Origin of the sequence: Klebsiella sp. CB_Kp196 (assembly GCF_040061575.1) — a bacterium.
In the GTDB taxonomy this organism is placed as follows: domain Bacteria; phylum Pseudomonadota; class Gammaproteobacteria; order Enterobacterales; family Enterobacteriaceae; genus Klebsiella; species Klebsiella michiganensis.
Map to the genome: position 1 here is coordinate 1 of NZ_JBEAFH010000032.1, position 12,134 is coordinate 12,134.

Genomic DNA, 12,134 nt, shown 5'->3' on the forward strand with positions numbered 1-12,134 from the left:
AACACAACCCGCTACGGGGGAGACTTACCCGAAATCTGATTTATTCAACAAAGCCAATCAGCGCATTAACGGCAGACGTTAATGCACCTCCGGGATCAGGGTCAGTTCTGAATGATCTCAACCGTATGGTTTTGTCCATCATCCTTCAGCGGTATTCTGTCATCAGGGAGGAGAACACCATCCAGCGTCACGCAATATTCTGCATCGCCGCGTGAAACACTAATCTGATAATGGCTTTCACCATATTGATATGCCATAGAAAAAGACGACCACTCATCCGGTAACCTGGCATGAACACTAAAGTCAGTGCCGGAACGTTTTATCCCCAGTAATTCCTCGGTAAGTAAACGCCAGGCCCAGCCTGCGGAACCGGTATACCAGCTCCACCCTGCACGTCCGGTATGGGGAGCGACGCTGTAGACATCAGCACTCATGACATAAGGCTCAGCTTTATAAATCCCGACAGAGTCCGCATTCAGGGTATGATTTACAGGGCTGAGCATTGACCAGAGTTGCCAGGCTCGTTCGGCATTCCCCATTCGGGCAAAGGCCATCACTGCCCAGATGGCGCCATGCGTATACTGCCCTCCGTTTTCCCGCACGCCGGGCAGGTACCCCTGTATGTAGCCCGGATTTGGACCGTGTCCGTCGAAAGGAGGCGTTAACAGTTTGATCAGCCCTCCTTCGTTATCCACAAGGTGCTTATCCAGCGCCTGCATGGCCTTTGCGCACCGTCCCGGGCTCGCGGCGCCGGACAATACAGACCAGCTCTGCGCAATCGCATCAATCCGGCAGTCCTGTGAGGTTTTCGATCCCAGGGGAGTACCATCGTCAAAATACCCGCGCCGGTACCATTCCCCATCCCAGGCGTGGGCTTCGAGATTACTTTGCAGGCGCAGAGCCTGTGAACGGCACATCGCGGCGACGCTTTCATCCAGCCTGCGCTCCGCCAGCGCTGCAAACCGCTGCAAAATGTCGTACAGGAAGAAGCCCAGCCAGACGCTTTCACCTTTGCCTTCGATACCCACCCGGTTCATCCCGTCATTCCAGTCACCAGCCCCCATCAGCGGCAGGCCATGCTCCCCGAAGCGAAGTCCATAGTGAATAGCTTTGACGCAGTGTAACCAGAGTGTCTCTTCGGTGCCGCTGATGACCGGCGTGTCATAGACAGACTCTTCACCAGGCTGAAGCGAGCGTCCCTCCAGATAAGGAATGCGTATTTCCAGTGCATCCATATCCCCCGTCGTTTCAACATAGTGGCAAGCAGCAAGCGGCAGCCAAAGATAGTCATCGGAACAGCGGGTACGCACACCGTTGCCGTGTGGCGGGTGCCACCAGTGCTGCACATCCCCCTCGATAAACTGCCGTGATGCACAGAGTATTATCTGTTCACGCATCCGGTCCGGAGCAGCGTGGCTCAGAGCCAGCGTATCCTGCAGCTGATCGCGAAAACCAAATGCACCGCCAGACTGATAGTAGCCACTCCGGGCCATAAGACGGCAGGCGACCGTCTGATACAACAGCCAACCATTAACCAGTAAATTTACGGACGTGTCGGGGGTGTTAACTACGATTTTATCGAGAACATTGTGCCAGTGATTATGAATCCGGTTCAGCTCCTGGCGGACCGTATCCTCGTTCATGTAGCGGGCCAGCGTCTCCTGAGCACAGACATCATTCTCCTCTGCGCCGAGGATAAAAATAAACGTCCTCTGGTCCCCGTCAATTAATGTAACCGCCGATTGCACCGCTCCGCAGGGATCCAGACCGGCCCCCGTCTTACCAGAAAGCTTTTGCAGTTTCATGGCCGAAGGGGCGTGAAGGGAACCATTACGGCCAATAAACTCCCGGCGATCCCCTGTCAGAGAACAGTCATTACCGCTGACGGCAAAAAATGCAGTTCGGCCGCCACCATTATCACCATAAAAGTTATTCGCAAGCACCCCGCAGCCGCCGGGCGTTCTGGCCACATGTGTCACAATGTGAGGGGCTGAGCGCGTTCGTGTTTCTCCGAGCGTCCACTCTACATAGCCTGTGACGGAAAGTTGACGTGTCCGTCCCGAAGAGTTGCTGAGCGTCAGGAGCACCAGTTTAACCGGATCTTCTTCAGCAACCAGGACCGTCAACTCGCTGTCTATACCACTCTCACGATGGGCAAAAACGCTGTAGCCAAAACCATGGCGGGTCAGGTAATCACCGTGTCCGCGAACAGGTAAAGCCGTCGGCGACCAGCACTCCCCGCTCTCTTCATCGCGCAGGTAAAATGCCTCGCCGCTGCGATCGCTCACCGGATCGTTCTCCCACGGCGTCAACCGGTATTCATGGGCATTCTCATACCAGGTATAGGCCTGCCCTGCCTCTGAGATCACACAGCCAAAACGAGAATTTGCCAGTATGTTCGACCAGGGAGCCGGTGTAAGCGCATTTTCCCGAAGGACGATCTGATACTCCCGCCCATCCTGAGAAAATCCACCGTACCCATTGAAATGGCATAACTGACTGGTATCAGGGCTCCAGTCCGTATGTTGATTACGGTCGCGCACAGCACGCGGAATGAATGCCCTTGCCGGCGATTTCAGGGTATGAATACGCTGGTTAAGCTGCTCATTAATACCCCCTGCGCGGTCATCAAGATAAAGACAGGCCACGCTCATCAAAAGCAACTTATCCTCAGCGGAGAGATGCTCACCGTTCCGGACAAAAAGCCCGCCCTTTTTATCCAGCAGACTGGCTTCAGACCCGGCATAAATTAACTCCATAATCTGATTTTGTAATCCCTGCTGGTAGCCGCCGGGGCTGTTATTCAGGATAACCAAATCAACATCCAGCCCTTTCTGTCTCCAGTAACGGTGTGCCTGAATCAGTGTGGTCACTGAGGTGATACTTTCCTCGCTGGTTATACTCAGCAGCACTATCGGCAGATCCCCTGAAATTGCCCAGCCCCACAGTCCGGACTGGCCACGCCGGTTGCGGCCGATCGCCTGGCCTTCGGCTCGCAGCTCCTGGACAGGATAAAGCACAGCGCTGGCGAGACTATTGAACAACGTGGCATCATCTTCACTGGCGTTCATCTGGCGCAATACCACCAGACTGTGAGACCAGGCCAGTTCAAAGACGCGATCGGCGATAGGGTAATCGCGATATTTCTCCAGCAACGCCAGGCTCTGCTGACGGGTCTCGCTGATGCCATAAATGATATCAATCGTAACCGGCTGCCCCGGCTGCAGAATGATGGCGTGGCGAATTGCCAGTATCGGATCCAGCACCGAGCCCGACGTGTTGCTTAGCGTCCCTCCCGCCTCTATTGCCAGGGCATTCGCAGGGTTTCTGCCACGTCCAATAAAGCTTGCCCTGTCCGTTTCAAACGACACGTTATGTCGGTTATCGCCGTGCACCACCATCATGTGAAACAGGCAAGGGCCCGGTTCATCCGGTGAGCGCGGGCGCCGGTGGCAAAGAATAGCGTCACGCTCAGGAGCCAGCTCAGTCTGAATAAACAAATTGCTAAATGCCGGGTGTGCCAGATCGCTGACATCAGGTGCCAGTACCACTTCAGCATAGGTTGTCAGCTCCAGAGAGCGAGGTTTGCGACCACGATGAATCAGTGTGAGCCGTCGCAATTCAACATCATCCTCCGGAGAGATCACCACCTGAGTTTTGACGCTGAGTCCCCCGAAGCTGCGTCTGAATTCTGCCCCCGCATCGGTGAATAACACTTCCTCGTCTTGTCCGCTGGTGTAGCCTGTCGGTTGCCAGGTATTGCTCCACACATCTCCCGTCTGGGTATCGCGGAAGTAGCAAAATGCTCCCCAGTTATCACGGGTGGTATCACTGCGCCAGCGGGTTAGTGCAATATCATTCCAGCGACTGTAACCACCGCCCCCCGCGGTCAACATCAGATGATAATGGCCGTTGGACAGCAGTTGAATATCCGGGGTGGGGGTATCCACGCTATAGAAAATACGGGGTTCATAGCGGACGGGTTTGACCCTGCCCTCATGAGATTCAAAATGACGGCGCGGACTGTACAGATCGACCGCATCCGGCACGCGCTCCTGTAACAGCAGACTCGCTGACCGGAATACCGTACTGGACATAAAGCGTTCAGTCATGGGGGCGTCAAGCAGCACATGAGCCAGCGCCTGAAATGCCATACCTTGGTGATGCGCCATCCAGGACTGTACCACCGCATAGAGCTGGCCGGTTGCAAGACGTGAGGGGGTATAGTCCAGCGCTTCATAAAAACCGTATTCTCCGCGTGCACCATTTTTTTGCAGCCTGAACAGGTTCTCACAGGCTCTCTGTGGGGAAACCATCAGCGCCAGCAGCGTGGCGTAAGGAGCAACCACCATGTCATCGGCAAGCCCCCTGCGCAGACCGAGACCCGGTACGCCAAATGCCTGATACTGATAATTATGCTGAACATCAAAAGCATGATAGCCAGACTCTGAAACACCCCACGGTACCCCGCGTTCTTTCCCCCAGTGAATCTGGCGCATAACCGCCGACTGACTCATTTCATCGAGCAGGCTGCCGGGGCTGGTGGGCATCACCAGATTCGGCATCAGGTATTCAAACATGGACCCGCTCCATGACATCAGGGCAGTTTCGTTATCAATCGAGGTAAACAGTCGACCCAGCGCGTACCAGCTTTTAAGAGGTAGTTGATTAGTCGCAATGGCAAGAAAACTGGTCAGCCGGATTTCAGACGGCAGGAGATCGTAGTGGCTCTTGTCAGGCATATTGGTGTCACAGTTATAACCGACGCTGAGCAGACTGGTTGCTTCACTGTACAGAAAGGCGAAATCCATCCGGGCATGCTCATCCAGCCGCTGTTCCAGCTCGGTGATAATATTGAGTCGCATTCGGGCCTGCTCCGCCGCTAACGCCGGAGGCGTTCCTGTACCGGTTAATGTCGGACGGGCAAGCTCGCTCAGCGTCGGCAGCGTCTGTTCATTCCAGCATGCAGGTAACCAGCCAAGCAACAGAGACCACTCATGGCAAAGCTGAACCAGTTGATGCTCCAGATGTCCAGCCCAGCGCATCTGAAGAGGAGATCCCTGATGACATGCGCTGGTCAGATGGTTACACTGGGTGCGCATGCTTTTCAGTTCGCTGAAAAACGCCTGCGGAGAGAGCGACATCGTATTCAGGCAATGCTTGCGCAGCAGTCTCAGGCTGTCAGGTGGGTTCTTACCCCACTGTTTTTCCAGAATATCCAGCGTATCGTTCAGTCCTGCCAGTATCTGTTGGCTGCTTAAAACAGGCTGATGACGCATGGCGGACAAGCCTGCACGCAGGGTCAACAAATGCCCGGCCATGTTGCCGCTGTCGACGCTTGAGATATAGCGTGGACTGAGGGGGACCAGTGTCCGGGTGTCATACCAGTTGTAGAGATGGCCCCGGTAGTGTTCCATTTTATCCAGCGTGTCGAGCGTGAGCGACACGCGCCGGAGCACCTCTCCGCCGGGTAGGTAGCCAAAGTCCCATGCCGTCAGGTTAGCCATAAGGGAAAGACCAATATTGGTAGGAGAAGTTCGGTGTGCCACCGTCGGTTGTGGTATTTCCTGATAATTATCAGGCGGAAGCCAGTTCTCTTTTTCTGTGGCAAACGTTTCAAAAAAAGCCCAGATTTCACGGCTTGTCTGGCGTAACAGCTGTTTTTGTTCCTGAGTTGGCGAAAACACCTTACGCACGGGCTGGCGACTCAGCCAGCTCATCAGCAGCGGGGCCACACACCATACCAAACCGATCGGTAACGCAATCCCCAGCAGCTGTGGGGCAAACTGTCCGGTCAGTATTGTCAGCGTCACGCCACTGGCAACGTTTAGCCACATGGCCTGATAAAAGCTTGCAACAGCGAGTCTGGCACGATCGCTGTCCTGGCTGTGGCTGACCCACTGGCTGAGGTGACGCCTGCTGATCCCCAATCGCCATAGCGTCACGGCGATCGCTTTCAGCGAATATCCGGCTTCGTGCGGCAGTATCGCAAAATTAAGGCTGATACCTGACAAACGCTTCAGCGCGCCCGCCCCCACCAGTAACAGATGCGGCTTCACGCGGCGACGCAGAGGTTTATGCAGAAGGTCATGGCTGATGCAGAGGATGGCTGGCAACAGCCATATCAGCAACAGTATGCCCAGCCAGTAAACAGGATTGGGTACCCAAAGCAGAGTGAAGAACAGCAATATCAGTAAAGAGGGGGCGACCAGACTGCGACGTAGATTATCGAGTAATTTCCAGTAAGAAAGCGCGGTCAGCGGATTCCTGACATGGGTTCCATCGGCTTTTCTGACGCGTGGTTTCAGCCAGTTAAGCAGTTGCCAGTCACCCCGGATCCAGCGTGAACGTCGTGCAACATCCGACAGATAATTATTAGGGTACTGTTCGTAGAGTAACACCTCGCTCAGCAGACCCGAACGTGCATAGCATCCTTCAAGCAGATCGTGGCTGAGTACCAGATTTTCCGGGCAGATGTTGGCAGTGGCCTGCATAAAAATATCAACATCGTAAATCCCTTTGCCCACAAACGAGCCTTCCCCAAAGAGATCCTGATAGATATCCGAAGACATCATCGAATAAGGGTTATTGCCCGGTACGCTGCTGCGCAGGGCTGCGTAACGCCCCTGACCGTTGCGTGGTATCTCCTCCGCAAGACCGGGCTGTAAAATACCGAATCCTTTGACAACCTTCTGGCGTACCGGATCATACTCTGGCGTATTCAGCGGATGGGCCATCGCCGCGACGAGTTTGTGTGCCGTATCGCGCGGGAGCACCGTATCGCTGTCCAGGGTAATGACGTATTTTATGTGACCCGGTAAAAGATGGGCAGGCATGTCTGCAACGCTGACGAATTGCGTTCCGGGATGGCGCAACCAGCTGTTAAGTAACGCCAGTTTTCCCCGCTTGCGTTCATAGCCCATCCACGCTCCTTCCGAGGGGTTCCATTCAGGCTGACGATGTAACAGATAAAAACGTGGTCGGCCGGAGGGGTAGCGGCGATTAAGCGCCTGCGTATCGGCGATAGCCTGTCTGAGCAGCGCGTGACTTTCCGGCGAGGGTTCATTTTCAGAATCAGCGAAGTCTGTGAGCAGCGCGAACCTGAGATTTTCGTTTTGATTCCCCAACCAGCAAACTTCAAGACTGGTGAGGAGCTGGCTGAAACTTTCGTGGCTGGTCAACATGCAGGGAATGACTAACATGGTGGCATTGTCAGCGGGAATACCGGCTGAAAAATCCATCCCCGGCAAGGGTCGAGGAACGCGAAAACGGGTGGTTGCATCACTGAGTAAATCGCTCATTAACTGAGTTAAAGCAATAATCAGAGGCAATATCACCGCGATCAATAGCCAGTCTGCGCCCTGCATGGCGGTTTCGTGCATTATTGCTGCGGTCGCTGCGGTTGTCAGCAACGCCAGGCTTCCAAGCCATGACAGCAGGGTTATTCTGTTGAAACTGTGCCGCAAGCGTATGAGCCTTGAGGCGTCTGCCAGGAGATGAATATCCAGCGCCTGTCGACCTTCGCCCGCAAGATAATAACCAACATGATGTTCCGGTGTATCGGGCGCTTTTTCCTCTGAAAGCGCCAGCACCTTCTCAGCAACCTCAGGCTCGCTGAGACCGCTGTCTCTGGCCAGAACCTCAACTACGTGCCGGTAATGATCCCGGGTATTGAAGTGCATACGGGGATAAATGCCGGCAGGATCATTGCGTAATGCCTGTTCGACAACGCTTATCGTTTCGGCGAAATCAGCCCAGTCCGTTTCACTCAATAATCGCAGGCCCGCGATGCTGTTACTGACGGACAGCTGGCTGGCGGCAAGCTGCTGATTGAAACTATGTATGAGAACGTCAGTGGTGATCCCCTGTTCCCGAAGGCACTGATCAACCCAGGTCAGAGGTAACGACAGCGCGTTGCCATGCCCCTGCAGGCGCCGCACCAGCTCTGCGACAAACGCACTGGTTAACGGAGGTCGGGAGCGCGCCATATCGGCAACCACCATAATTAAATCACCAGGCGCACTCTCTGCGCATTCGACAATCCTTGTTATCCACGTATCGGCAAGGTTTCTGTCCTGCTGCGCTTTTATCACTTCCATACTGATACGACGAAGATTTTCAATCAGCGCCAGTCGCAGCATTCCCGGTAACGCCCAGACTTCACCCAGCGTCAGCGGCGTCACCTGTTGATAGGCTGTGAGATAGCTGGTCAGGCTGGCGGCATCCCAGCGGCCATCGCCGTGAGCAATGGCCTCTGATGCAATATGATAAATTCGTGGGCAATTCAGCGGCGATACCAGCGACGGAAGACCTTTGCCAAAGCTTTTCGGCAGGTGCTGGCGGACAGTGCGGATTTGTTCCTCAATCAGATAATAATTGTCCAGCAGCCATTCACCGGCGGGCATGATACTGGTCTTTTTACCCGCGTTAAGCTCATAGCAGTTTTGGGTAATGACGGCCTCATTGTCGCCAAGCCGTTTCAGAAGATAATAAGGATGCCTATCCGGTGATACTTTATGAGTCCGCGCCAGCTTCTGGCCGTAGCGTTCCATCTGGACGGTCGAAAAGAGTTCTGACCGCGGCGAGCTTTCACCGGCAGGATCGTTCGCCGAAAACGTTATGTTTTCGGCAGCATTCATCAGAATACGGGAGCGGTTAAACCACGCTCTGGGGATCATTTTCATAGCATTGCTCTGATGCGACGTTAGCGCGCAGGAGCAGTTGCGAAATCAGTTCAGAAACGTTCTCTCAGGATGGGCGTCAGGCATCAGGGATTTAACAGCTGCCGGAATCTAACATAAGTATAGGACATGAGCTCTGTTCTGCGGTTTTGGTCGAGCTAACGTCGGGAGATAAACAGAGCCTTACATCCGGGGCAAAGCATGGTTTGGTTGAGCCGGATTTTTGACAACGGATGTACTGATTTTAACCCACAAACAGGACAGGCAGCAGTGGCAGTAGACGCACTGCTGAAGAATTTCATTGCGTAATTGATAACAGACATAACCATTAACCTTTCAATGAATGAGCTTCACCGTACCACATGTGGTTAAGTTTTAATCTATCTATTTTGACACACTGAAAATCAGGAAAGATAAATGTTCGCAGCCACAGGCCCCCTGAGACCGTTTATCCGGCAAAACTCTATGCTGCTTCCAGGGATGAGTAGTTCTGATTCGCGAGAGTTAACGGCTGAAATGTGAAGCAGAACGTCTTTTCGTCCATCAGATGGGATGATGAGGCCTTTACCACTAAGAATATCAAAGCTTTTGACAATTCCTGTCATTTTATGGGACAAGTCAATTCCTTATTGAAAACACTTAAAGACTATACATTGAAAATGGCATTCAGCCACTTTTATTTTCCCTACAGGACCTCTGGACGGCTAAAAGATAATTTGCTTATATCGATTCCCTGTGCCTTAATGAATCCCATCAGTTCGATGTACTAATGAAAGTTAGAAATTTTCCGGGCAGTTCTCATTACCAGGCGCTATCGTTGATATCCCCTCTTTTGAGTACATACGTTTAATCTTATACGTTTACTATCAATACAATCATGTATAACGGAGTCAGTATGACCTCTAGAATTATGGGCCTGGTTAAATGGTTTAATGAAGACAAAGGTTTTGGTTTCATCTCTCCTCTTGATGGCAGCAAAGATATCTTTGTCCATTTGTCTGCACTTAATGGCGACAACTTTAAAACTTTATTTGAAGGTCAGAAAGTTGAATTCGCCATTCACCGCGGAGACAAGGGTCCTGCTGCTGCAAACGTAACACTTTGCGATAAATAAATCATTGTGGGTCTGCGATAACGATGAAGGATTATTCCTGAGTAGACAGATCCATAACTTAAATCAGATGAAAGTCGTTTATTCTTAATATCTGATCAGCATATTTTTCAAAATTATGAGTATGCTAACCGATGTGATGAAGTACAGTACTACTGCATAAAAAGTCTAAAAGCACAAGCTAACCACATGTTAAATAAGAAGTGCGTAATGGCTTTGACCTTAATGGCATCTGCCAGTTAATATCCACGAGAGAACAGGGTAATAGAATATGATTAAAGTCCTTGTTTTCTTTAATGCTGAATCCTGTAAAGTCATGACCGCTCTGGAAGGTATATCCTCTATCAGGCAGGAATATCCAAACGGTGAAGAAACACATCTTCGGATTATGTCTGCAGGTTTTCCTTCCTTAACTGGCGATCATGGTATTGTTTACGTGGCTACTGACAGGGAGTTAACGTCACAGGAGATACTTGATGCGGCCAGGAAATATTTATAGCATTTTTGTCATGCTCTCTGCTCCACGTTTAATTGCATGCTTACCCTATTTATCAGAATCGAACAAAAAATGAGTTAAAAACATTTATGGCCTGCTAACAGCAGGCTTTTTTTTACATTACACTATTTTAGAAACACCTCTATAAAGAGAGAGAGTAATTCGCTACCCTCTGACAAAATGCAGGTGTCTCTCCCCTGCGTGCCATCTTGCCATTTGTGAAAAACCTTGCTAAGCGGCGGCGCTGTCTCTCCTCATTTTAAATCTCATCAGGTGTGACTGAAGCAATAAGTTATGAGGGTATAAAAAGGCTCTCCGGATGACTCCTGGCATCATAGTTTTAAGTACCTTCAAAAATGCATGGACATTTCGTAGGAGTTGTAATTTAGTTCTTGCACATTCCTCTTAATTTTGTCTTGCGATAAGAGATTTATATAACTAGTCTAAACCTCGTTAATAACAATATGTACCAATCGTATTAAAATGCTCAGTAAGAAAAATCGGGTTGATGAGCAACCGTCGACATTGGTATTTGCTGAACAACGAAAAAACTTTAAAAGGTCTCTTTATGTCAGATGCTCTTACACAGTTAAACAATATCCGTACCTTACGTTCTCAGACTCGTGAAATGTCATTAGATGTACTGGAAGATGTTCTGGAAAAGTTTAAAATTATTCTTATAGAACGACGAGAAGAAGAGACATTACGTCTTGCAAATGAAAGTCAGCGCCGCGATAAACTGGAAACACTTCGTCAGATGATGCTTGATGAGGGTATCGACCCATCCGAACTTATGGCTGCTATTGGCTCTCTGGGTAAGGTTAAAAAGACGCGCTCCCCACGCCCCGCGAAGTATCGATATACTGACGAAACTGGAGAGTCAAAAACATGGTCAGGTCAGGGGCGAATGCCGAAGCGGATCTCAAAGCTGATTGCTGAAGGTGGGGAATTAAAAGATTTTGAAATCAGTTAAAAAGAGCCGGGTTATACCCGGTTCTTTTTTATAGGCCGCAAGTTGCCTTAGAGAATAGTCGAGAAACATTTATTTCCGTCGATGTAGCCGAGGAGCTGTTTAAAATCACAGTGCAGCTTAAGGGACAAACCGGTTATCTTGCAGATCGTTACAGCGAGCGAAATGAGAGCCATCAGGAGCTTTCATTCCGAGTCAATCAGGACAAAAAATAACGTATGTTCTTCGTGAATCCATACTGCATGAGCTTAACAACGTCTGCTATTGGTACGGAGCGGACCGACCAGCTTGTTGTCAGGTCCGCTTTGAGCGAGGAGCGGAAGTAATGAATCACAACAGGTATTAATAGCTTTACCTTGTCTTAATCAGCGAAGAGCAAGCTACATCTTTCCCTGTCAGTTCGGTCGCCTTTTGTTGGCGACCGATTTACGCAAATACTACCCTTAATTACTTCCTCAGAATCTGTCCAACGTCTATTCGATTTCCATCCGGATCAGCGAAAACAAATGCCCGAATGCCGTATTCTTTATCTTGTATGCCTTTTATAATTCTGGCACCGATATTCTGACATTGGGTATAAAGTGCATTTGCGTCATCCACAAGAAGGTGAGCGACTGGAAAGGAAGGCGCTTTGTGCTGTGGCTGCAGAGTCAAATGTAGCTCAGCGTCTTCACGTTTTAATATCATGAAGCCCACAGGGTCTCCATTTGCAAAAACATCATTGAAACTCAGTCCATTGATGTAGAATTCACTGGAAATTTTTATGTTTTTTACTGGTATTACGGCTGCTATACGACCAAATCTAACGGGATGCTGCATGATCAACCTCATGGTTGTAAATCAATAGTATAGCGATGGGCGGTGCCGTAGCTAAGC

General features: G+C 50.8%; 7 protein-coding genes and 1 pseudogene. 4 read left to right on the plus strand and 4 right to left on the minus strand.

The window, feature by feature from the left end; genetic code table 11:
• Positions 1 to 101 precede the first annotated feature (101 nt).
• The 3 genes from ABLU87_RS05765 to cspF form a co-directional block, all read right to left on the minus strand.
• Positions 102 to 8,684, minus strand: a complete 8,583-nt coding sequence (locus ABLU87_RS05765) for a glucoamylase family protein (RefSeq protein WP_348865954.1) — start codon at positions 8,682 to 8,684, stop codon at positions 102 to 104.
• 155 nt (positions 8,685 to 8,839) lie between these two features.
• Positions 8,840 to 9,010 (minus strand): YnfU family zinc-binding protein, encoded by a 171-nt coding sequence (locus ABLU87_RS05770; RefSeq protein WP_348868964.1) that lies wholly within the window; start codon positions 9,008 to 9,010, stop codon positions 8,840 to 8,842.
• A 75-nt stretch (positions 9,011 to 9,085) separates the two neighbouring features.
• Positions 9,086 to 9,298, minus strand: a complete 213-nt coding sequence (gene cspF / locus ABLU87_RS05775) for a cold shock-like protein CspF (protein WP_201158888.1) — start codon at positions 9,296 to 9,298, stop codon at positions 9,086 to 9,088.
• Between the two features lie 278 nt (positions 9,299 to 9,576).
• On the opposite strand from cspF, the gene ABLU87_RS05780 reads away from it, so the two are divergent.
• From ABLU87_RS05780 to ABLU87_RS05795, 4 genes and pseudogenes are all read left to right on the plus strand, one after another.
• Positions 9,577 to 9,795 (plus strand): cold-shock protein, encoded by a 219-nt coding sequence (locus ABLU87_RS05780; protein WP_012543040.1) that lies wholly within the window; start codon positions 9,577 to 9,579, stop codon positions 9,793 to 9,795.
• 268 nt (positions 9,796 to 10,063) lie between these two features.
• The gene (locus tag ABLU87_RS05785; protein WP_201158887.1) at positions 10,064 to 10,291 is read left to right on the plus strand and encodes a hypothetical protein; all 228 of its coding nucleotides are present in this window, start codon (positions 10,064 to 10,066) and stop codon (positions 10,289 to 10,291) included.
• Between the two features lie 565 nt (positions 10,292 to 10,856).
• Entirely contained in the window at positions 10,857 to 11,261 is a 405-nt protein-coding gene (locus ABLU87_RS05790) for an H-NS family nucleoid-associated regulatory protein (RefSeq protein WP_201158930.1), read from the plus strand.
• A 77-nt stretch (positions 11,262 to 11,338) separates the two neighbouring features.
• Positions 11,339 to 11,473: pseudogene (locus ABLU87_RS05795) on the plus strand (arsenical resistance protein ArsH); the annotation flags it as partial.
• 232 nt (positions 11,474 to 11,705) lie between these two features.
• On the opposite strand, the gene ABLU87_RS05800 reads toward ABLU87_RS05795, so the two are convergent.
• On the minus strand, positions 11,706 to 12,077 hold the full coding sequence (locus ABLU87_RS05800; protein ID WP_201158886.1) for a VOC family protein: 372 nt from the start codon (positions 12,075 to 12,077) through the stop codon (positions 11,706 to 11,708).
• Positions 12,078 to 12,134: the final 57 nt, after the last annotated feature.

What these genes read in the sequence shown, in the direction of transcription:
- ABLU87_RS05765 (WP_348865954.1), bottom strand. Translation starts at nt 8,684, where the DNA reads ATGAAAATGATCCCCAGAGCGTGGTTTAACCGCTCCCGTATTCTGATG.
- ABLU87_RS05770 (WP_348868964.1), bottom strand. Translation starts at nt 9,010, where the DNA reads ATGGTTATGTCTGTTATCAATTACGCAATGAAATTCTTCAGCAGTGCG.
- ABLU87_RS05780 (WP_012543040.1), top strand. Translation starts at nt 9,577, where the DNA reads ATGACCTCTAGAATTATGGGCCTGGTTAAATGGTTTAATGAAGACAAA.
- ABLU87_RS05785 (WP_201158887.1), top strand. Translation starts at nt 10,064, where the DNA reads ATGATTAAAGTCCTTGTTTTCTTTAATGCTGAATCCTGTAAAGTCATG.
- ABLU87_RS05790 (WP_201158930.1), top strand. Translation starts at nt 10,857, where the DNA reads ATGTCAGATGCTCTTACACAGTTAAACAATATCCGTACCTTACGTTCT.
- ABLU87_RS05800 (WP_201158886.1), bottom strand. Translation starts at nt 12,077, where the DNA reads ATGCAGCATCCCGTTAGATTTGGTCGTATAGCAGCCGTAATACCAGTA.